Genomic DNA, 21,747 nt, shown 5'->3' on the forward strand with positions numbered 1-21,747 from the left:
AAGCTCACGGTCTCTTGGGGGGCAGCGCCACAATCTGTAGCCAGAATGCCTCGAGTTGGCGGACCACTTCCATGAAGGTCTTAGCACTTAGCGGCTTTGACACAAAGCAGTTCGCGTGCATCTCATAGGTCGTCAGGCGGTCATCTTCGGCGTGGGAACTGGTCAGCACCACAACAGGGATAGCCTTCAGGGCAGGGTCGTTTTTGATAATCTCCAGCACCTCATAACCGTCCGTGCCGGGCAGGTTCAGGTCCAGAAAAATCAGATCAGGTCGTTCGGCATCCTCAAAGCCGTTGCGCCGGTAAAGAATATCCAGCGCCTCATCCCCATCACGGGCCATCAGCATTTTATTGGCCAACTTGGCGTCTTGCAGCGCCTCCTGAGTCAGCAGGATATCGCCTTCATTGTCTTCAACCAAAAGAATGACTGCTTCTCTATGCTGCTCTGTCACGATCTTTTTCCTCCACGGGTAAGGTAAAGTAGAATGTCGATCCCTCACCAACAGCGGACTCTACCCAAATCTGCCCGCCGTGATTATCCACTACTTTTTTGCAAATTGCTAAACCAACGCCGGTGCCTGGCCGTTCGGACGATCGCACAAGACGTTTGAAAATCTTAAACACTGACGTCAGGTGCTTTTCAGCAATCCCGATGCCATTATCAGAGACCGAAAAACACCAGCCCCCGCCCTGTTTCTGACAGGTAACCCGTATGTTAACGGGCCCCTCGTTCTTAGCATATTTGATGGCATTTCCGACAAAATTCTGGAAAACCTGATAAATCTGGACTTTATTGACCTGCACAACCGGCAAGGGGTCACTGAGAAAGACCACCTCCCTACCCCAGTCGGTCGCCGCCACATCACGCGCTATGGTCTGTATAACCTCGTTCAAATCAACGTTCTGGTTCTGGATTTCACCGTAATCCAACCGGCTATAGGCCAGAACATCACGGATCAACTCTTGCGCGCGATGCGCCGAGTCATTCACAAATCCCAAGTAACTTTCCGCCTTGTCATCCAACTGTCCGCTTTCTTTAAGATGCCGTGTCAGGCGCTCGCTGAAGGCGCCGATAATCCGCAGAGGCTCTTGCAGATCGTGCGAACAGATATAGGCAAACTGCGACAGTTCGGCGTTGGATTTCTCAAGCCTTGCCAGAAGGGCTTCGCGCTCGATCTGGTTTTCGCGGCGGCGGGTTGTATCGGTCAGCACGACAACATAGCCGTTGTCACCCGCATTCCCCCGATTCACCTGAGAGACCGAGACCGTGTAATAGCGCTTGGGCTCTTTCCCCATGACGCACAGGTCGTCGGTTTGTTTGGCACAATTCAGCAAATCCAGACTGATTTCCGCCCCTGTCCCATCGCACAGCTTCAAATCGCGAAAGAGTAAGTTGGTTAGATCATTGTGCCCCAAGGCGAACATCTGGGTCGCGGCATCATTGGCCATCAACACACGGCCTTGGTCGGAAAGATACAGGATACCCTCATTGGTGTTCGAGATCACCAGATCCAGCTGGCGGGCCAGAAAATCCAGATCCATCTCGCGGGCGCGCAGGCTGATCTGGCTTTTCTGTAGCATCTTGTTGCGCTGACTGACGGCAATAGCGCGGTTGATCACCAGCGCCACCAAAATGGTCAGCAACATGCCCAATGGCACCGCAAAAATCCGGACCCGACTGCGCGAAGCCTCTACAAATGCGACGTCAGGGTTCAGGGTAACCGTCCAAGTTCGATTCACGACAGCTACGTCGGCCTGAACGAAGAGGCTGGACATCGGCCCCTTTGCGGCTGCGGTCTGCATCACTGGCAAATCGCCGTCGGAAACAGTCACATCAAACTGTGCGTAAGCCGGATGAATCCAGTTCGGAAAATTGCGACTGAAATCCGCCGTTGCAGCCAACATTCCAACAAAGGTGTAACCGTCAAACATCGGCACGAAGATCACCTCTTCTGTCGCGCCTGTTGTGATCTCAAACGGCGAAGTCAAACGTGTTTCACGGCTGCTGTGAGCCTCAAGGATCGTGGCGGCGCGAACGGGATTGAATTCCAATCCTATGCCGATTGCCTTTTGATAAGGTGCCTCGGGTTCAACCCGCGTGACTTTGAAGTCATTGTCCATCAACGCAATGACGTTCAGATCGTCAAAGTCATCCAAAAGGGTCCTGGCTTCATATCGCCACTGGGTATCTGCGAATGACCCTGCCGCCACATAGCGCCCTGCAAACCGTTCAAGGCTTTCAGAGATGTTCTCCATCTCTTGACCGATGCGTTTGGCAAGGAAATGCGCCTCGATCTGAAGCTCCGCATCCAGACTTCTGCGATCCTGCCGCTCTAGTTCATACCAGAACACCAGTGTCGCGATTGTCCCCACAAGGGACACCAGCATTGCGATACCTGTGTCATATGCTGTTGCGACACGTTTCACGGTGGTGCGGGACAGCTCTGTCAGAACGCCCGCCATCAGGATCATGAACCCGACCGAGGTCATTGGGGACATCGCACTGAGCGAAATGCTCCCGTCGCGCCCACCAGGGCCGAAATACAGATCCGTCAGCCCCATCAGTGCCGTGAACACAACGATGAATGCGCAGGTCAGGATCGAACTGACCCCCAAGAACCGCGTCTGCCGCCGGATCAACATGGCAATCGCCACGCCGCTAAGGATAAAGCCCACGGTCGTCAACTCGCCCATGCGGGCGGCATCGTTGAACTTGCCGAAGATCCACTGATCCACATTCAGATCAGGAAAGAAAAGGTATTCACTTGCGCGAAGCGCCCCAAGCGCCGCCACCAACAATGCAAGCGCCATGCTGACCACCCGAAAATGCGTCAGCCGAAGCACCAGCAACGATGCAGCACTTAGGGAAAAGGCAATCGCGGTATTCGTGCTCATCCCCGGCAGCGTGATCGCCAAATGGGTGAGCAAAACGTCTTCCAGCAACCAGCCCCACAAAACTGAAGCAGCCAACAGCAGCAGAAGAAGCGGCGCGACCAATGAACCGATTTGCAAAAATAAACGAGCGCCTACATTTTCCTCAACCTGCAATTGGCCATAAGAAGATTGGCCCATTAGGTGTCCGTCGTTTATGTACGCTAATGCAAACTAAAGAACTTTGCGGCCAAACTTTCAATAGACAATATTGCAAATGGGCAGATGTATATATCCCAAAGATTAACCAAGGTTGCACCTTTGGGGTACTAATGCCCTGCCGGAGGAGCAATTCGGCGCGGCTTCATACGCGACCGTTGTAAGGTGTATGCGCCCGAAGCAACGATGATCGCGGTGCCACAAATGGTTAGGATGTCTGGCACATCCCCGAAGACCAGAAAGCCGTAGCAGGTGGTCCAGATGATCATTGTGTATTGCAATGGTGCAACGACCACAGCCTCTGCGATTTCAAGCGCTTTGATCACCAGAAACTCGCCCAGACCTGCCGCGCAGGCATAAAGGACAAACAGCCAGATATCGCCGGGTTTAATGGTTTGCCACACGAATGGCTGCACCAAGGCCAGAATTCCGGCACTGGTGGCGGCGGTAAAGGCAACGGTGGTGATAGTCTTCTCGGTCGCGCCAAGGAAACGCGAAATAACCTGTCGGGTGGCGAAAAGGGCCGCGCTGGCCAGCACCAACAGATAGGCCGGATGAAAGCTGTCAAAGCCGGGGCGGATCACCACCACCATGCCCAGAAAGCCCAGACCAATGGCGGCCCATCGGGGCGCATCAACCTTTTCCTTCAGCAGGATCGCGCCCAGAATGGTGACAAAGAACGGCGCCACAAAAGCAATCGCGGTCGCATCGGCCAAAGGAATGTGGCGCAGCGCCAGCACAAACAAGGTCGCCGATACCGTGGCGCAAAGTCCGCGGAAGAGTTGCATCTTGGGACGTCGGGTCCGCAACTGGGACGTGCCGCGCAGCAGCACATAGATCACGACCCCCGCCAGCAAACCCATTTGCCGAATGCCCACCACCTGCAAGGCAGGATAGTCCGCAGTCATGAACTTCGCGATTGTGTCAGCCGTGCCGAAGAACACCATGGAAACGGCCATCAACAGAACGCCCATCATGTTGCCGCGCTCAGCACTCTCAGCAGAGGTCATCGCCATTCCTTGCCCTTTCCGGAAAGACACAGGCCATGTCTCACGCGTGCGGCGTGCTGGTGTGTCTCAGGCACGTCAACATACCTGACCGAGTCTGTCACGTAGAAATTGTCTGGCAATCGGTCAGTATGGACAAAAGCGGACTTTCCAAATTCAACGCGCTATTCCCCATGCCGCCCGCCATCCGATCATTCCATTGGATATTCTCCACCGCCATGACGTCATGTAAGGTAACATTCAGGCCGCATTTTGCAGCCTTGGAGAAGTCATGACCATGATCAAACGTACTGCCATACTCTTCGGATTTGCGGCCCTTTCCAGCTGCGGCACACCGGAATACCAGGCCGAGCAATCCATCTGTGCCGCGACCTGGATGAACCGCATCCCCCCGCGCATGGAGCAAGAAGTCTACACAAAGACCGAAACCCGAGAGGTTCCCACCGGACGCAGCACCTGCACCGGCACGGGCAACACAATGCAGTGCATTCAAGAAATGAAAACCGAATATTACTCGATCCCCGCTGTCCGCACCGTAGACCGGAACGAGGCGCAACGGGACGTCCAGATCCGCGCCTGCACGGTGAAAGTCTGCCAAGAGAAATACGGCAACGGCGAATGCAAACCCGCAGGCTAATGCTGCGCGACACGACCGGATTTCGGCGAGAGAAGTGGCGCACCCAAGAGGATTCGAACCTCTGGCCTCTGCCTTCGGAGGGCAGCGCTCTATCCAGCTGAGCTATGGGTGCCTGAGGGGCGGTATAGCGGGGCGGCCAGCGCCCCGCAATCGCAAAATCAACCAAAAAGCTCGTGGGCCAGTTCCAGAGCATCCACCAGCGCATCGACCTCGGCGGTGGTGTTATATGCGGCAAAAGAGGCACGGCAGCTGGCGTTGATGCCCAGATGCTCCATCAGCGGACCGCAGCAGTGATGCCCTGCCCGCACGGCGACACCCTTCTTGTCCAGAATCGTCGAGATATCATGGGCATGGCCTGCCCCCGACATGGTGAAGCTGAAGATCGCCCCTTTGCCCGGTGCGTGTCCCTGGACCTGCAACCAGTTCAACCCGTTCAGGCGCTGCTGCGCGTAATCACGCAGAGCGGCTTCGTGGGCAGCGATGTTCTCCATCCCGATGCCCATTATCCATTCCAGCGCGACACCAAGGCCGATCTGTTGGACGATGCCGGGCGTGCCAGCCTCGAACTTCATGGGGGCGTCGTTGTAGGTCACTTCGTCTTTGTGGACTTCACGGATCATATCGCCGCCGCCAAAGAAGGGCTGCATTTCGGCCATACGTTCCTTGCGGATGTAGATCGCGCCCGAGGCCGACGGGCCGTAAAGCTTGTGACCGGTGATGGCGTAGAAATCGCAGCCGATATCCTCGACGTTCACGGGCATATGCACCGCGCCTTGGCTGCCATCGACCAGCACAGGCACACCCTTTTCCTTGGCTGCCGCGCAAATGGTTTTCACATCAACTACGGTGCCAAGCACGTTCGACATATGGGTGATCGAGACCAGCTTGGTCTTGGGACCGATCGCGTCGATGACCTTTTGCGGATCAAGGCTGCCGTCCTCATCCACATCGACCCACTTCAGCACCACGCCCTGACGTTCCCGCAGGAAGTGCCATGGCACGATGTTGGCGTGATGCTCCATCACCGACAGCACAATCTCGTCACCCGCTTGCAGACGAGGCGCGGCCCAACCATAAGAGACCAGATTGATGCCAGCGGTACTGCCGGTGTTCATCACGATCTCGTCTTCGTCCGCGGCACCAAGGAAGCGGGCGATGGTGCCGCGCACGCCTTCATATTTGTCGGTGGCAAGGTTCGACAGGAAATGAAGTCCACGGTGGACGTTGGCATATTCCTCGGCGTAGCCACGGGTGATCGCATCGATCACCACCTGAGGCTTTTGCGCGCTGGCCCCGTTGTCAAGATAGACCAGAGGCTTGCCGTTCACCTGCCGCGACAGGATCGGGAATTGGGCGCGGATAGCGTCGACATCATACATCAGACAGGACCTCCGATCACTGACGCACCAATCAGCGACAGGACAATAGCCAGCCCCACCATGATCCCGACAATCGCCAGAACCACGGTCAGCACCGCCTTGCCCGCACTGTCAAAACCATGCGCAGCTTGAGTGAATTTTACGATCAGCCAAAGGGCGTAAAGCACCGCCCCCATAGCCAGTAGCGACGATAATGTCGCGGAAAACAGAGCCAGTACGGTCTGGGGCACCTGCGCCACCAGCAACATGAACTGGACCCATGACATGAGCAGAACGATGTCTTCCAGCCGCCCGCGGCCTTCCAGCGCGCGGCCCGTCCAGAAGACGGCAAAGATCATCATCACCAGATTGCCCACCACCATGACCGCCATGGACATTGGTGTGATCAACGGCGCCATCACACCGCCAGCAGTAGGAATGACCGCTTCGGAGACGAAGAACATCAGCACGCTGAGAACGCAGACCAGCGTCATCGCCATCCAGACTGTCGCACGGGACAGCCGCAAAGCGATCAGCTCTTGCCCCATGGCAAGCGGGTCTTGAAGGGTGCGCAGCACCATCTGCCAAAGTGCGGGTAAGGTCATCGTCATGCGCTACGCCCTACGTCTCTGCGCGGAGCCCCGCAAGAGGGCCAGTCCAATATGCCACGCGCAGACCGGAAAAAAGAAACACTACAAAGGCCACAACCCACAAGGCGCCAACCAATGACGCGCCCTGCCCCGGCGCCAGCCCTTGGGCCAGACCGTAGAACAGCAACAGCGGGACCGCAGCAAAAAAGGACCAGAACAGCGCCAGTCGCGCGGCAAAGCCTCCTGCCTTACGCCCAAGCACCTTCATAATGATGTGCAGCACGAAGGCCAGAATGTAGAACAGAAGCGGCGCGAAAAAGACCCACGCCATCAACGCGCCGGTCATCGCCTCGGTCAGGTCAGCGCCGGTGGCGGCGGCCTCACGGGCAACGCGGGGCCACTGGCTGACAAACGACAGACCGCACCCTGCAATCAGCCAGAACAGCGCCCGATCTTCCCGAACGCCCATCAAGGACAGGCGCGTGAACACCTGTCCGGGGTTGCGATAGGTCGCAACAATATCGCGGGTGACCGCCATCAGAGATCGTCTTCCAGATCCAGCCAGATACGAATGCGGGTCAGGATCGCTTCGCGCAGATCCTCGGCCTCGATCTCGTCCACGGCTTCTGCAAGGAAGGCCAGCACCAGCAGGTCCTGCGCCTTGCGCTTGGGCACGCCGCGCGCACGCAGATAGTACAGCGCATCATCATCGATCGCGCCCGAGGTCGAGCCGTGCGAGCAAGCAACGTCATCGGCGTAGATTTCCAGCTCGGGCTTGGCAAGGAACTGGCTGTCCTCATCCAGCAGCAGCGACTGGCTGATCTGATAACCGTCGGTCTTCTGGGCACCCTGTTTCACAAGAATTTTGCCTTGGAACACGCCAGTCGCACCGTTCGACAGCACCTTCTTGAACACCTGACGGCTTTCGCAGTTCACGGCATCATGGGTGATGAAGATGGTATCGTCCTGATGCACATCCTTGCCATCCGCCATCAGCGCGCCTGCCACATGGGCAATCGCATCATCGCCGGTCAGCTCCAGAATGCATTCATTACGGGTCATAACCCCTTGAGGAGTAAGGGTGAACGACTTGAACGTGCTTTCCTCACCCAACTGCGCGAACATATGGGTCAGCAGCTGGCGATTGTGGTCGCGGCCTTGGCTGCGCACGTGGTGGAAGGCAGCTTTGTCGGCCACGCTCACTTCGGTCACAGTGTTGCCACGGGCACCGGCTGCACCGGTTTCCAGCAGAGTTACCGAGGCGCCCTCTTCCACCTTCACCACATGGTGCAGGATCACGTCCGAGGTTTCCGAGGTCCGCTCGTACATCACGTGGATCGGCTTGGCCGCCGTACCCGTGGCGCGGATCACCAGACCATCGTTAGCATAGGCAGTATTCAGGGTCGCCAAGGGGCGCTCCACCGGCGTCTGACCACGGGTTTCCAGCACGCCGTAGATGTCTTTCGCCCAGTGAATATCCGCCGCTGCCGCATCCGCCAGACGAGAGATTTCCACGCCTTCCAGCGCCAGATCATCACTGGCATCCGCGTTGAACACGCCGTCCACAAAGACGATCTTCAGCTGCTCGATCCCGTCAAACACGGGCGAGTGCGCCGCGCCGTCCATGGACGCTGCCACCGGCTCGGCCGAGGTCAGCGCGTCGGGGCGGGTGTATTTCCAATATTCATCACGACGGGTCGGCAGGCCCATGCCGTCCAGACGCGCGGCGGCGTCCTTGCGGGCGGCACTGATCCATTCGCCCCCTTCGGGCATCGACAGAACGGGCTGGCGCTGCGCCAGAGCGTCCTGCTTCAGCTGCTTGAGCTGCGCACGTGCAATACCCATTACGCGTGCTCCGCCAGCAGGTCTGCGTAGCCGTTCTTTTCAACTTCCAGCGCCAGCTCGGGGCCACCGGTCTTGATGATGCGGCCATCAGCCATGATGTGCACCACGTCGGGAACGATGTGATCCAGCAGACGCTGGTAGTGGGTAATCACAAGGAACGAACGGCCTTCGCTGCGCAGGGCGTTCACACCATCGGAAACCAGCTTCATCGCGTCCACGTCCAGACCCGAGTCAGTCTCGTCCAGGATGCACATCTTGGGTTCCAGAACCGCCATCTGCAGAATCTCGTTCCGTTTTTTCTCGCCGCCCGAGAAACCCATGTTCACGGGGCGCTTCAGCATGTCGGCGTCGATCTTCAGGGATTTCGCCTTTTCACGGACCATCTTGAGGAAGTCGGTTGCCGACATCTCGTCCTCGCCGCGGGCCTTGCGCTGCGCGTTCAGAGCAGTGCGCAGGAAAGTCATGTTCGACACGCCGGGGATTTCCACGGGGTATTGGAACGCAAGGAACAGGCCTTCGGCGGCGCGCTCTTCGGTTTCGGCTTCCAGCAGGTCAAAGCCGTCCATAGTCGCGCTGCCGTCGGTCACTTCATAACCGTCGCGGCCCGACAGAACGTAGCTAAGAGTCGACTTGCCCGAACCGTTCGGCCCCATGATCGCATGGACCTTGCCGGTTTCGACGGTCAAGTTCAGACCTTTGAGGATCTGCTTGTCCTCATCTTCCAGTTTGACGTGCAGGTTTTTGATTTCCAGCATATTTCTATTCCTTCACAGGTCGGATCAGCCAAGCACCACGGCGGTGCCCGAGGCCGAGACCATCAGCATGTTGTTGATTACTTCGTAGTCCAGATCGACGCCGACCACAGCATTCGCACCCATGGCGCGTGCGCGGTCTTCCAGTTCGGCCAGAGCGGTTTCGCGGGCTTCGGCCAGTGATTTCTCATAGGCGCCGGAACGACCCCCGATGATGTCGGTGATGCCCGCAAAGATATCGCGGAACACATTGGCGCCCAGAATGGCCTCGCCGGTGACGATGCCTTTATAGTCTGCAATCTGGTAGCCTTCGACAGATGGGGTCGTGGTAACGATCATTGGACTTCCCTTTGTGTCACGTGGGGGCAGCCTGCCCCCGCTAGATTAACCGACAGAACCTTCCAGCGAGATCGCCACAAGCTGCTGCGCTTCCATGGCGAACTCCATGGGCAGAGCCTGAAGCACCTCTTTACAGAAACCGTTCACAACCAGTGCCACGGCCTCTTCTTCGTCCATGCCGCGCTGACGGCAGTAGAACAGCTGGTCGTCATCCACCTTGCTGGTGGTCGCCTCATGTTCCACGCGGGCCGAGTTGTTGCGAACCTCGATGTAAGGCACCGTATGCGCGCCGCACTGATCACCGATCAGAAGGCTGTCACACTGGGTATAGTTGCGCCCGTTCTTGGCCTTGGGGTGCATGGTGACCTGACCACGATAGGTGTTCTGCGCCTTACCGGCACTGATCCCTTTCGAGACAATCCGCGACTTGGTGTCTTTGCCAAGGTGGATCATCTTGGTGCCGGTGTCCGCCTGCTGCATGTTGTTGGCAATGGCGATCGAGTAGAACTCGCCCTGGCTTTCATTGCCTCGCAGAATGCAGGACGGGTATTTCCACGTCACCGCCGAGCCGGTTTCCACCTGCGTCCACATCACCTTGGCACGATCACCACGGCAATCCGCACGTTTGGTCACAAAGTTATAGATACCGCCCTTGCCGTTCTCGTCCCCGGGGAACCAGTTCTGAACGGTCGAGTATTTCACCTCGGCGTCTTCTTCGATGATGATCTCGACCACTGCGGCGTGCAGCTGCGCGGTGTCACGCTGGGGGGCAGTACAGCCCTCAAGGTACGACACATAGCTGCCCTTGTCCGCGATGATCAGGGTCCGTTCGAACTGGCCTGTGTTCTCCGCGTTGATGCGGAAATAGGTCGACAGTTCCATCGGGCAGCGCACACCGGGGGGCACATACACGAACGAGCCGTCCGAGAACACAGCGCTATTCAGCGTGGCATAGAAGTTATCCGAGGCCGGCACGACGCTGCCCAGATACTTTTTCACCAGTTCAGGATGCTCTTTGATCGCTTCCGAGATCGAACAGAAGATGACACCCGCCTTCTTCAGTTCCGCCTGAAAGGTGGTCCCGACCGACACCGAGTCAAACACCGCGTCCACAGCAACCTTGCGGCCTTCGGCAGGGGCATCCTCTGCGCCTTCGATACCGGCAAGGATCATCTGTTCCTTCAGCGGAATACCCAGCTTTTCATAGGTTGCCAGCAGCTTGGGATCGACCTCGTCCAGCGACTTGGGCTTGGTCTCCATGCTCTTGGGACGCGCGTAGTAATACTGGTTCTGGAAGTCGATCTCGGGGTAGTTGACCATCGCCCAATCGGGCTCTTCCATCTGCTGCCAACGTTCAAAGGCCGACAGACGCCATTCGGTCATCCACTCGGGCTCATCGTTCTTGCTCGAGATCAGACGCACGATATCGGGGTTCACGCCTTTGGGGGCGTATTCCATCTCGATATCGGTGTCCCAACCGTACTTATAGGCTCCGCCCATCGCACGGACGGTCTCGACGGTTTCCCGATCCACGCCCTCGCGGATTTCTTCATCCAAGGTTGCCATTGGCGTCCCTCCTGTTCGCATCTCTCTCACGCCACGCGGGCGCGAAACTTCTTGAACTGCTTGCTCCACGCATCGGCAAAGCGCAGTACATCTTCTTCTGTCGTCGCAGGGCCAATGCTCACGCGGATCGCTCCGCTGGCAGTGGCCTCGTCATAGCCCATGGCCCGCAGTACGCGGCTGGCCCGCACCTTGCCGCTGGAACAGGCCGAGCCCGCACTCACAGCAAAACCGGCCAGATCCATCTGCATCACCTGCGTCTCGCCCTTCCAGCCTGGAACGGCCAGAACAGTGGTATTGGGCAGCCGCTCGGCCCCTTTCCCCACCAAAATAAGCGAGTCAGATACATCTTCCAGAGCGTTTTCTAGAATATTTCTAATTTCCGCAACCCGCTCCCAAACACCATCGGCCAAATCCCGTGCCGCCGCCTCAGCAGCCGCGCCAAAACCCGCCATACCAATGACGTTCTCGGTCCCTGAGCGGCGCCCCATTTCCTGACCGCCACCCTTGATGCGGCTTTCCACATCCAAACCGCGCCGCAAAACCAAAGCGCCAATCCCCTTGGGACCACCCAGCTTATGGGCCGACACCAGCCCCATTTGCGCGCCGCTCCAGTTGAAAGCGAAAGGCACCTTCCCAAAGGCCTGCGTCATATCGCTGACCGCCAAACCTTCAGGCAAGCGCTGGAGAACACCAGTTTCGGAATTGGCCAGTTGCAAAACGCTCCGGCCGGGATCGCTCACCGCAACCGCCCCGTCGCCCGACACCGGCAATGACGGATCGACCCATGAGACAACCGCATCATGCTCTACATCTGCACCCAGATACCCGCGCCCTGCACAGGCCAAGGCCGCCGCTTCCGTCGCGCCAGAGGTAAAGACCACATCGGCCCCATCCGCCCCCAGCGCCGCCGACACCTGCGCCCGCGCCTTCGCGATCAAAGACTTCGCTGCACGCCCCTCTGCATGAACGCTGGACGGGTTCCCCAGAACATCCATGGCACCGATCATCGCCTCACGCGCCTCGGGGCGCAAAGGCGTCGTCGCATTCCAATCCAGATAAACGCGCCCCATCATGCGGCCCTTTCATCTTGGAAAAAATACCTCGGGGGAGCAGCGCAGCTGCGGGGGCAGCGCCCCCATCCGTCGCGCATTATTCATCCACCACGTCAAACAGGCACGGCACCGCCGGACAAGGGGCCAGCTGGTTGCTGATCAAATCCTGCAAACGGGTCTGATGCAGAAAGACGTAGACATGGGCGCTCAGCCCTTCCCAAAGGCGGTTCGACAGGGACTGCGCCCGCGATCCCGACAAGGCACCGGACGCACCCGCGCCCTTGTGCATGGCGCTCACGGTCTCATCCACCGCGCCCAACACGTCCACCACCCGAATCTCGGAAGGAGAGCGCGCCAAGCGGTAACCACCACCGGGCCCGCGCACAGAATCCACCAGCCCCGCGCGGCGCAGCTTCACGAAAAGCTGCTCCAGATAGGGCAATGAAATGTCCTGACGCTTGGAAATTTCGCTCAGTGTCACCAGATCCTCAGCGGGCTGAAGGGCCAGATCGACCAGCGCAACCATGGCATAGCGGCCTTTTGTGCTCAGTTTCATGTCTTCTTCCCCCGCGAATACATTGACGGGTGGCCCGTCAAGCCTTAGATCGCTTACACCTTTCCCGACACCCTGTCGGGATTTAGAACCTTTCTAAGGTGGCCGATCATTTTCGTCAAGAATTGACATGCCCCTTTTGAGCAGGAGTGCCAAGGACCTATGCCCGAGGTCATTTTTCCCGGACCCGAAGGCCGCCTCGAAGGCCGCTATCATCCTCAAAAAGATCGTGATGCCCCGATTGCCATCGTTCTTCATCCCCACCCGCAATTCGGCGGGACGATGAACAACAAGGTTGTCTACAACCTGCATTACGCCTTCTACAACATGGGCTTCACTGTCCTGCGCTTCAACTTCCGTGGCGTCGGCCGCAGCCAAGGTGAATACGATCAGGGCGTGGGCGAATTGTCCGATGCCGCATCGGCGCTGGACTACCTGCAGTCGATGAACTCGAACTCCAAGCATTGCTGGGTCGCTGGCTTCAGCTTTGGCGCGTGGATCGGCATGCAGCTTTTGATGCGCCGCCCCGAGATCACCGGTTTCGTCAGCGTCGCACCGCCTGCCAACATGTATGACTTCAGCTTCCTGGCACCCTGCCCCAGCTCTGGTCTGATCATCAACGGCACCTCGGATCGCGTGGCGCCCCCTGCGGACACCCATACCCTTGTCCGCAAACTGCAAGAGCAGAAGGGCATCACCATCACTCACGAAGAGATGCAGGGCGCAGGCCACTTCTTCGAAGAGCCGCACATGGAGCCGATGATTGACCACGTCACCGGCTACGTGAAACGCCGCCTGACCGAGAACAGCCGTTAATCCATGGCGATTACGGAAGATCTCGCAGACGCGCTGGCCCGCGATGTGCTCGAAGCCATGGAGGCGCTCGGAGACGAGCGCCTTCCTGACGAAGTGGCCGCAGTGATCGCCGCCACCTCGCCCACCACCGAAGAAGCGTTCCGCACGGCTGTCCGTGTCCGAATCGCAGAACGCCGCGCCCGCAAGTTTCTGGAACAGAAACTGGCCGACGCCGCAGCCGCGTTAGAAAAATGACTCAAGACCGGATTTCAGCCCAGCTGGCCTTTCTGACCGAGGCCGACCGGCTGAAGTCCATCCAGCGCGCCACCACCCTTTGCGATGCCTCGCGCCGCGAAAACTCTGCCGAACATAGCTGGCACATCGCTCTTTACGCTCTAACCTTGGCCGAACATGCGGAACGCCCCGTCAACATCGGGCGGGTGATCCAGATGATCCTTCTGCATGATATCGTTGAAATTGATGCAGGCGATGCCCCTATCCACGGCGGCCCCGATCCGGCCATTCAGGCGATCAAGGAACAAAAAGCTGCCGACCGCATCTTTGGCATTCTGCCCGCCGATCAGCGCGACCACTATCGCGCCCTTTGGGAAGAGTTCGAAGCCGCCGAGACCGATGACGCCATCTTCGCCAAATCTATCGACCGCGTGCAGCCCCTGATCGCCAATTTGGAGACCGGCGGCGGCAGCTGGATCGAATATGACGTTACCGCGCAACAGCTGGAAACCCGTGTCGGGGTCAAGGTCCGGCGCGGTGCCCCCAAGGTTTGGCAGGCCTTAAAACAGCGCATCGACACATGGTTTGCTGAAAATCGGGGCTAGGTGTGGAAATTTAGTATACCGTCGTATACCGATTATTCCATCTGGTAAAAACTTCCGCTATATTGCCGCCAGAGACTCACTCAGGCGGAAGGCCCCCCAATGTCGAAAATCAAGGTAGCCAACCCGATCGTCGAGATGGACGGCGACGAGATGACCCGCATCATCTGGCAGTTCATCAAAGAAAAACTCATCCAGCCCTATCTGGATCTGGACCTGCTGTATTACGATCTGGGGATCGAAGAGCGGGATCGAACCAATGACCAGATCACCATTGATGCCGCCGAAAAGACCAAAGAGGTCGGCGTTGCGGTAAAATGCGCCACCATCACCCCTGATGAAGCGCGGGTCGAAGAATTCGGCCTCAAGCAGATGTGGCGCAGCCCCAACGGCACCATCCGCAATATCCTTGGCGGCGTGGTGTTCCGCCAGCCGATCATCTGCCAGAACGTGCCCCGTCTGGTCCCCGGCTGGACCCGCCCCATCGTCATTGGCCGCCATGCCTTTGGTGACCAGTACAAGGCGACCGACTTCAAATTCCCCACGGCGGGCAAGCTGACGATGAAATTCGTGGGCGAGGACGGCACCGTCATCGAAAAAGAGGTCTACGACGCCCCCTCGGCCGGCGTATTCATGGGGATGTACAACCTTGATGCTTCGATCATCGATTTCGCGCGGGCCTCGTTCAACTATGGTCTGTCGCTGGGTTGGCCGGTCTATCTGTCCACCAAGAACACGATCCTCAAGCAATATGACGGTCGCTTCCTTGAGCTGTTCCAGCAGGTCTTTGACGCGGAATTTGCGGGTAAGTTCAAAGAGGCGGGCATCTGGTACGAGCACCGTCTGATCGACGATATGGTTGCCTGCGCCATGAAATGGAACGGCGGCTTTGTCTGGGCCTGTAAGAACTATGACGGCGACGTGCAGTCCGACACTGTTGCGCAGGGCTATGGCAGCCTTGGCTTGATGACCAGCCAGCTGATGACCCCCGATGGCAAGATCGTCGAGGCCGAGGCCGCCCACGGCACCGTCACCCGTCACTATCGTCAGCATCAGGCGGGGCAAGCGACCTCGACCAACTCGACCGCGTCGGTCTTCGCGTGGACCGGCGGCCTCAAGCACCGCGCCAAGCTGGACGACAATGCAGAGCTGAAGAACTTTGCCGAAACCCTTGAGCGTGTAGTGGTCGAGACCATCGAAGCGGGCGATATGACCAAAGATCTGGCACTGCTTGTTGGTCCCGATCAGGGATGGCAAACCACGACGGGGTTCTTGGATAAGATCGACCAGAACCTCCAGAAAGCTTTGTCGTGACCTGAGGAACGCCACGTAACACATTGTTACAAAACATAAATAGCAATGCATGCGAAAATGCATAGATTGGCGCCCGCCTCACATTGGGCGCCATTATTTTTTGCATAGGTCATAATTTACGCTGCGGTGCGGCAAAATTTCCCTTGATTAGGTCAGTATTGCTGCCATATGTGGGAACCATGCCCGCATCTATTCATATCCCCCCGTCAAGGCAGAAGCATTCGCTGCTAGAAGACCTACAAGGTCTGACCATCGGCCTTGTGACCACCTCGATCGGCCTCAGTTTTCTGACGCAACTGGGGTTCATTACCGGCCAGACTGCCGGTCTTGCGCTGATCATCAGCTATCTTAGCGGGATCAGCTTCAGCTGGGTGTTCTGGCTGATCAACATCCCCTTCTACATCGTCGCGTGGTTCTACATGGGGCGCGAGTTCACGATCAAATCCGCAATCAGCGTGTCGATCCTGTCGGTGCTGATGGCCCATGTCCCTACCCTGATGCCGTTCAATGGGCTGAACCCTGTGTTCGGCACCATCGCGTTTGGCATTCTGACGGGCTTTGGCCTGCTGGGGGTGTTCCGGCACAAATCATCCCTTGGCGGTCTTGGGGTGATCGCCCTGATGGCGCAGGAATTCTTGGGCATCCGCGCGGGCTACGTGCAGCTTGGCTTTGACGCGATCCTCTTTGGCGTCTCGTTCTTTTTGTTCGAGCCACGCGTGGTGCTGTTCTCGCTGTTCGGGGCGGTGATCCTGAATGGGGTGATTGCCTTTAATCATCGGCGCGACCGGTATATCGCGGGCTAAACCTTTTCAAAGCAGAGATTCCCCATGTCCGAGCCGCATAAGACCATCAACCACACCGTCCTAGAAGACAGTCAGGCCTTTGCGCTTGGCACGACCATGTGTTCGCTGGGGCTGTTGCTGCTGACCAATATGGGTCTGATCACTGGCCAGACCGCAGGTCTTGCGGTGCTGCTCAGCTACCTGACCGGTTACTCGTTCGGGCTTTTGTTCTTTCTGGTGAACATCCCATTCTACGTGCTGGCATGGCTGCGTATGGGGCCGCGTTTCACGATCAAGACCTTCATCGCCGTGGCGCTGCTGTCTTTCGTCGCAGATGCCCTACCGAACTATATCCGGATCGAGCAGATAGACACGCTGGTCGGCACGCTGGTTATGGCGGGTGTCACCGGTCTGGGTCTGATGGTGCTGTTCCGCCATGGCGCGTCGTTGGGCGGGATCGGCGTTCTGGCCCTGTATTTGCAGGACAAAACCGGCTTTCGCGCCGGTCACACGCAGCTGATCTTTGATGGCGGCCTATTCACGGTTGCCCTTTTCGTCATGCCGCTGCCGACGGTGCTTTATTCGCTGCTGGGTGCGGTGATTGTGAACCTGATTATCGCCACCAACCACCGCCGCGATCGCTATATCGCGCTTTAAGCGACCTTGCGCGCCCGATGCAGATCGGGCGCAAAGACCCGCTCTTGGCAGCCGTCCTTGCTGAATTCCAGCCAGCAGCCTTGAGGCACCTCTTTCCAATCGCTTTCACCATTCTCCAGCGGCTCGGACACCACGGCCCAACCGTTGCGGCTGTCCGACCAGCGGTAATAGAGCGAGGGCGCATTGCAGTCCGAGGCATAGCGCACGGCGAACAGACGCTCTCCGTCCGAGAGGGCCGCAGCAAGGCGCATGTGGGGCAGCGCCCCCTGCTCTTCCGAGATGGCTTGCAGACGGGCAACCGCCACAGACATGGCGCTATGAGGACAGGTATCCAGACCTTCGGCCATTGCGATCAGGAACAGCGCCTCGCTATCGGTGGCACCACGGCGCTGATCGTACAGGCGGTCGGGGATCATCATGTCCACCCGCTTGCGAATACGGTCAAAGCCACCGATCTGCCCGTTGTGCATAAAGCTCCAGCGGCCCACAGCGAAGGGATGGCAGTTGTTGCGGCTGGTCGCCGATCCGGTCGAGGCCCGCACATGGGCCATGAACAGATGGGACTGAACCTGATAGGCCAGCGACCGCAGGTTGGGATCGGACCACGCAGGGCTGACATCGCGGTAAAGGCCGGGCTCGGGGCGTTGATCATACCACGACAGACCGAAACCGTCGGCGTTAATGGCCGTCGAACACTGGGTCGCGCAGTGGGACTGATGGACCAGCGAATGGTTCGGGTCCGTGACCACTTCGGAAAGGAAGATCGGATCGCCAATGTAAGCCGCCCAACGGCACATGAGGTTACCTGCCAATTGTTATTTTCGATTGGCCGATAGGATACGCCCCTTGTCGCACCGCAGCAAGTAGCCCCAACGTGGCAAAGACCACCTCTTTTTGAGAGGTCCCAGCTTATGGACAAGGCCCCCGCGCGGCGATAGACAACGTTGACGCTTGGCCCAAGCCAGAACGAAAGAGACCACATGCCTTCGCTGAACGATATTCGCTCGACCTTCCTCGACTATTTCGCAAAGCAGGGACACGAGGTAGTGCCCTCGTCGCCCCTGGTTCCGCGCAACGACCCGACGCTGATGTTCACGAACTCGGGCATGGTGCAGTTCAAGAACTGCTTCACCGGTGTTGAAACCCGCGATTACGTGCGGGCCACCACCGCGCAGAAATGCGTTCGCGCCGGCGGCAAGCACAACGATCTGGACAACGTGGGCTACACCGCCCGCCACCACACCTTCTTTGAGATGCTGGGGAACTTCAGCTTTGGCGATTACTTCAAGACTGAAGCGATCCCTTTTGCCTATGAGTTGATCACCAAAGAATTCGGCATCAACAAAGACCGCCTTCTGACCACCGTCTATCACACCGATGACGAAGCGTTCGAGATCTGGAAAAAGGTCGGCGTTCCCGAAGATCGCATCATCCGCATCGCGACATCTGACAACTTCTGGCAGATGGGTCCGACCGGTCCTTGTGGCCCCTGCACCGAGATTTTCTACGACCACGGCGATCACATCTGGGGTGGCCCTCCGGGGTCGGCGGATGAGGACGGCGACCGCTTCATCGAAATCTGGAACGTCGTTTTCATGCAGAACGAGCAGTTCGAAGACGGCACCATGAAGGCGCTGGACATGCAGTCCATCGACACCGGCATGGGTCTGGAGCGGATCGGCGCCCTGCTGCAAGGCAAGCACGACAACTACGACACCGACCTGATGCGCAGCCTGATCGAGGCCAGCGCCGAGGTCACCGATGGCGCTCCTGACGGGGACGGCAACGTCCACCACCGCGTGATTGCGGACCACCTGCGTTCGACCTCGTTCCTGATTGCCGATGGCGTCATGCCATCGAACGAAGGCCGTGGCTATGTGCTGCGCCGCATCATGCGCCGCGCCATGCGTCACGCGCACCTCTTGGGTGCCAAAGATCCCGTTATGCACAAACTGGTGCCCGCACTGGTCCGCCAGATGGGTGCTGCCTACCCCGAACTGGGTCAGGCTCAGGCACTGATCGAAGAAACGCTGGAGCTGGAAGGCAAGCGCTTTATCACCACGCTGGATCGCGGCCTGAAGCTGCTGTCCGACGAAGTGGCCGGCCTGCCCGAAGGCGCGCCCCTGCCCGGTGATGCGGCTTTCAAACTCTATGACACCTACGGCTTCCCGCTGGACCTGACGCAGGATGCTCTGCGCGAACAGGACCGCACTGTGGACACCGACGGCTTTAACGCGGCAATGGCTGAACAGAAGGCCAAGGCGCGTGCCGCTTGGGCAGGTTCCGGCGAAGCGGCAGACGCCACCATCTGGTACGACATCGCGGATGACAAAGGCACCACCGACTTCCTTGGCTACGACACCGAAACTGCCGAAGGCCAGATCGTGGCTGTGGTCAAAGACGGTGCCAAAGTTGATAGCCTTGCCGCAGGCGAGACTGGCCAGATCGTTCTGAACCAGACCCCCTTCTACGCGGAAAGCGGCGGTCAGATTGGCGACACCGGCGAGATCACCGTCGAGGGCGGCAAAGCCCGCGTCACCGACACCAAGAAAACCGCTGGCGTCTTTATCCACTTTGTCGAGGTAACCGAGGGCACACTGTCCCGCGGCCAAGGCGCAGAACTTAAGGTGGACCATGAGCGTCGCAGCGCGATCCGCTCCAGCCACTCGGCCACGCACCTTCTGAACGAAGCTCTGCGCCGTGCGCTTGGCGATCACGTGGCACAGCGCGGCTCGCTGAACGCCGAGGATCGTCTGCGTTTCGACTTCAGCCACGCCAAGGCGCTGACCGCCGAAGAACTGGCCAAGGTTGATGCCGAGGTGAACGAGTTCATCCGTCAGAACACTAAGGTTGAGACCCGTATCATGACCCCTGACGATGCCCGCGGCCTTGGCGCGCAGGCTCTGTTTGGCGAAAAATACGGCGATGAGGTCCGCGTTGTGTCCATGGGCACGCTGGCCGGTTCCGGCAAAGGCACCGACGGCGAAACCTACTCGCTCGAACTATGCGGCGGCACTCACGTGCGCCAGCTGGGTGAGATTGGTCTGTACCTGACCCTGTCGGACAGCGCCTCCAGCTCTGGCGTCCGCCGGATCGAGGCTCTGACCGGTCAGGCCGCCCTGAACCACCTGCGTGAACAGGCAGAGCGTGTCTCGGAACTGTCGGGTGCCCTGAAGACCCAGCCTGCTGATCTGGTCAGCCGCGTTCAAACCTTGATGGACGAACGCAAGAAGCTGGAGAACGAAGTGGCCCAACTGCGCCGCGAACTGGCAATGTCCGGTGGCGGCAAGGCCGAGGTTGCAGCCGAAGACGTGAATGGCGTGCCCTTCATGGCGCAGGTGCTGTCCGGTGTGACTGGCAAGGACCTGCCCGCCCTGATCGACGCCCACAAAGAAAAGCTTGGCTCGGCAGCGATCCTGCTGATCGCGGATGCGGACGGCAAGGTCGCAGTAGCGGCTGGCGTGACCGGCGATCTGACCGACAAGGTCAGCGCGGTTGATCTGGTCAAAGCGGCTGTGGTCGAACTGGGCGGTAAGGGCGGCGGTGGCCGTCCCGATATGGCTCAGGGTGGCGCGAAGGATGCAGCAAACGCAGACGGCGCGATTGCCGCTGCCAAAGCTGTGATCGGAGGCTAAGCCGATGGCTGCGCTCTGGATCGCCCACGTTCATGTCACCGACGCAGAAGCTTATGGCAAATACGCCAAGCTGGCCGGTCCCGCGATTGCTGCCCACGGCGGCAAATTTCTGGCCCGTGGCGGTGACTATCACATCCTTGAAGGGGCGCAGCGCGAACGCCATGTGGTCGCGCAATTCCCCTCCAAGCAGGCGGCCTATGACTGCTATCACTCGCCCGCATACCAAGAGGCCCTAAGCCACGCCCGTGGCGCGTCCGAGCGGGACTTGGTCATCGTCGAGCTGGAAGACTAAAGACTTTAGCGCGTCCCTCGCCTTACTGTGGGGCGCGCGTTTTGCTATGCCGCATTGGATGCGGCCCTGACCAACGGGTCACAATTTCCCTGAAATGCGATCAAAGCTGACTGGACGGCTTAACCCGTTCCAGCACTCTCAGCTTATTGCTTTGCGTACAAAGGTGGTCAGCCGCGCCGCGCTCCACCCTGCGAGTGCCCCAAGGCAGGCACCGATGGCATCCGCCAACAGGTCACCCCATTCCGCCGAGCGGCCCACGTAGGGCTGGATCACCTCGATCAACGCGCCATACCCGATCGCCAACAGGGCCACCCACACCGCATTACGGGGCGAGCCAAAGGCCAATGGAAACGCCAATGCACCGAAGGCCAACAGATGGTAAAGCTTGTCCGAACCCGGCGCCCCTTGGACCGAGATGGGCGTCAGTGTCAGCAGACTGATCACCACGGCCAGAATAAGTGAAAGGGCGATAGAAATCGGGTGTTTCATGATCGAAACGAAGGTTTTGGACGGCAAAAAACAATACCCCTGCAGCTTTGCGCCTTCTTAAACGCAAAAGCTGCCCGTGTGCCATTTAAACATCCCTGACTTTCTTCACATTCTGATCAACCCGTTTACGGAATGATGCAAATAAAGGCGCGGCAGGTC

The 21,747-nt window shown here is 58.6% G+C and carries 23 protein-coding genes and 1 tRNA gene; 9 read left to right on the top strand and 15 right to left on the bottom strand.

Annotation, left to right across the window (positions count from 1 at the left end):
- Nucleotides 1–4: 4 nt before the first annotated feature.
- From CLV74_RS10005 to CLV74_RS10015, 3 genes are all read right to left on the bottom strand, one after another.
- On the bottom strand, nt 5–451 hold the full coding sequence (locus CLV74_RS10005) for a response regulator (protein ID WP_211299026.1): 447 nt from the start codon (nt 449–451) through the stop codon (nt 5–7).
- On the bottom strand, nt 435–2,894 hold the full coding sequence (locus CLV74_RS10010; RefSeq protein WP_170108016.1) for an ATP-binding protein: 2,460 nt from the start codon (nt 2,892–2,894) through the stop codon (nt 435–437). Before CLV74_RS10010 ends, CLV74_RS10005 begins: the two co-directional genes overlap by 17 nt.
- A 305-nt stretch (nt 2,895–3,199) precedes the next feature.
- Nucleotides 3,200–4,099, bottom strand: a complete 900-nt coding sequence (locus CLV74_RS10015) for a DMT family transporter (protein WP_211299027.1) — start codon at nt 4,097–4,099, stop codon at nt 3,200–3,202.
- 268 nt (nt 4,100–4,367) lie between these two features.
- Here CLV74_RS10015 and CLV74_RS10020 point away from each other — a divergent pair, with 268 nt between their 5' ends.
- Complete coding sequence (locus tag CLV74_RS10020; RefSeq protein WP_106264129.1) at nt 4,368–4,733, top strand: hypothetical protein; 366 nt, start codon at nt 4,368–4,370, stop codon at nt 4,731–4,733.
- A gap of 35 nt (nt 4,734–4,768) precedes the next feature.
- Here CLV74_RS10020 and CLV74_RS10025 read toward each other — a convergent pair.
- The 10 genes from CLV74_RS10025 to iscR all read right to left on the bottom strand — a co-directional run bounded on the left by CLV74_RS10025 (nt 4,769) and on the right by iscR (nt 12,791).
- Nucleotides 4,769–4,845: transfer RNA gene (locus CLV74_RS10025), tRNA-Arg, on the bottom strand.
- A gap of 46 nt (nt 4,846–4,891) precedes the next feature.
- Nucleotides 4,892–6,112: a cysteine desulfurase gene (locus CLV74_RS10030; protein WP_106264131.1), complete on the bottom strand. Its 1,221-nt coding sequence runs from the start codon at nt 6,110–6,112 to the stop codon at nt 4,892–4,894.
- The gene (locus CLV74_RS10035) at nt 6,112–6,702 is read right to left on the bottom strand and encodes a YIP1 family protein (protein ID WP_106264133.1); all 591 of its coding nucleotides are present in this window, start codon (nt 6,700–6,702) and stop codon (nt 6,112–6,114) included. The genes CLV74_RS10030 and CLV74_RS10035 overlap by 1 nt, the downstream gene beginning before the upstream one ends.
- A 10-nt stretch (nt 6,703–6,712) precedes the next feature.
- Nucleotides 6,713–7,219 carry a YIP1 family protein gene (locus CLV74_RS10040; RefSeq protein WP_106264135.1) on the bottom strand — a complete coding sequence of 169 codons (507 nt, stop codon included), beginning with the start codon at nt 7,217–7,219 and terminating at the stop codon, nt 6,713–6,715.
- Nucleotides 7,219–8,520, bottom strand: coding sequence for a SufB/SufD family protein (locus CLV74_RS10045; protein ID WP_425430977.1), 1,302 nt, complete (start codon nt 8,518–8,520; stop codon nt 7,219–7,221). The genes CLV74_RS10040 and CLV74_RS10045 overlap by 1 nt, the downstream gene beginning before the upstream one ends.
- Nucleotides 8,521–8,525: 5 nt before the next feature.
- Entirely contained in the window at nt 8,526–9,281 is a 756-nt protein-coding gene (gene sufC, locus CLV74_RS10050) for a Fe-S cluster assembly ATPase SufC (protein WP_106264139.1), read from the bottom strand.
- Nucleotides 9,282–9,305: 24 nt separating this feature from the next.
- Complete coding sequence (locus CLV74_RS10055) at nt 9,306–9,617, bottom strand: heavy metal-binding domain-containing protein (RefSeq protein WP_106264141.1); 312 nt, start codon at nt 9,615–9,617, stop codon at nt 9,306–9,308.
- 45 nt (nt 9,618–9,662) lie between these two features.
- Nucleotides 9,663–11,183 carry a Fe-S cluster assembly protein SufB gene (gene sufB / locus CLV74_RS10060; protein ID WP_106264143.1) on the bottom strand — a complete coding sequence of 507 codons (1,521 nt, stop codon included), beginning with the start codon at nt 11,181–11,183 and terminating at the stop codon, nt 9,663–9,665.
- 26 nt (nt 11,184–11,209) lie between these two features.
- Nucleotides 11,210–12,256 (bottom strand): cysteine desulfurase family protein, encoded by a 1,047-nt coding sequence (locus CLV74_RS10065; protein WP_211299028.1) that lies wholly within the window; start codon nt 12,254–12,256, stop codon nt 11,210–11,212.
- 76 nt (nt 12,257–12,332) lie between these two features.
- A complete protein-coding gene (gene iscR, locus CLV74_RS10070) occupies nt 12,333–12,791 on the bottom strand; it encodes a Fe-S cluster assembly transcriptional regulator IscR (RefSeq protein ID WP_106264148.1) in 459 nt (152 codons plus the stop codon).
- 159 nt (nt 12,792–12,950) lie between these two features.
- Here iscR and CLV74_RS10075 point away from each other — a divergent pair, with 159 nt between their 5' ends.
- From CLV74_RS10075 to CLV74_RS10100, 6 genes are all read left to right on the top strand, one after another.
- The gene (locus CLV74_RS10075) at nt 12,951–13,604 is read left to right on the top strand and encodes an alpha/beta hydrolase (protein ID WP_106264150.1); all 654 of its coding nucleotides are present in this window, start codon (nt 12,951–12,953) and stop codon (nt 13,602–13,604) included.
- Nucleotides 13,605–13,607: 3 nt separating this feature from the next.
- Nucleotides 13,608–13,838, top strand: a complete 231-nt coding sequence (locus tag CLV74_RS10080) for a hypothetical protein (protein WP_106264152.1) — start codon at nt 13,608–13,610, stop codon at nt 13,836–13,838.
- On the top strand, nt 13,835–14,422 hold the full coding sequence (locus tag CLV74_RS10085; protein ID WP_106264154.1) for an HD domain-containing protein: 588 nt from the start codon (nt 13,835–13,837) through the stop codon (nt 14,420–14,422). Before CLV74_RS10080 ends, CLV74_RS10085 begins: the two co-directional genes overlap by 4 nt.
- A gap of 99 nt (nt 14,423–14,521) precedes the next feature.
- Complete coding sequence (locus tag CLV74_RS10090) at nt 14,522–15,733, top strand: NADP-dependent isocitrate dehydrogenase (protein WP_106264156.1); 1,212 nt, start codon at nt 14,522–14,524, stop codon at nt 15,731–15,733.
- Nucleotides 15,734–15,912: 179 nt separating this feature from the next.
- Nucleotides 15,913–16,536, top strand: coding sequence for a YitT family protein (locus tag CLV74_RS10095; RefSeq protein ID WP_106264257.1), 624 nt, complete (start codon nt 15,913–15,915; stop codon nt 16,534–16,536).
- A 24-nt stretch (nt 16,537–16,560) separates the two neighbouring features.
- Nucleotides 16,561–17,172, top strand: a complete 612-nt coding sequence (locus CLV74_RS10100) for a YitT family protein (RefSeq protein WP_106264158.1) — start codon at nt 16,561–16,563, stop codon at nt 17,170–17,172.
- Here CLV74_RS10100 and CLV74_RS10105 read toward each other — a convergent pair.
- Nucleotides 17,169–17,969 (bottom strand): class II glutamine amidotransferase, encoded by an 801-nt coding sequence (locus CLV74_RS10105; RefSeq protein WP_106264160.1) that lies wholly within the window; start codon nt 17,967–17,969, stop codon nt 17,169–17,171. The genes CLV74_RS10100 and CLV74_RS10105 overlap by 4 nt on opposite strands.
- Nucleotides 17,970–18,152: 183 nt before the next feature.
- Between CLV74_RS10105 and alaS the strand changes: the two genes are divergently transcribed.
- Nucleotides 18,153–20,807 carry an alanine--tRNA ligase gene (alaS, locus tag CLV74_RS10110; RefSeq protein ID WP_106264162.1) on the top strand — a complete coding sequence of 885 codons (2,655 nt, stop codon included), beginning with the start codon at nt 18,153–18,155 and terminating at the stop codon, nt 20,805–20,807.
- A 4-nt stretch (nt 20,808–20,811) separates the two neighbouring features.
- On the top strand, nt 20,812–21,099 hold the full coding sequence (locus CLV74_RS10115; protein WP_106264164.1) for a DUF1330 domain-containing protein: 288 nt from the start codon (nt 20,812–20,814) through the stop codon (nt 21,097–21,099).
- A 138-nt stretch (nt 21,100–21,237) separates the two neighbouring features.
- Here the strand turns inward: CLV74_RS10115 and CLV74_RS10120 are convergent, their stop codons facing one another.
- Complete coding sequence (locus CLV74_RS10120; RefSeq protein WP_106264166.1) at nt 21,238–21,615, bottom strand: VanZ family protein; 378 nt, start codon at nt 21,613–21,615, stop codon at nt 21,238–21,240.
- Nucleotides 21,616–21,747: the final 132 nt, after the last annotated feature.

This window comes from Donghicola tyrosinivorans (assembly GCF_003003355.1).
Classification (GTDB): Bacteria; Pseudomonadota; Alphaproteobacteria; order Rhodobacterales; family Rhodobacteraceae; genus Donghicola; species Donghicola tyrosinivorans.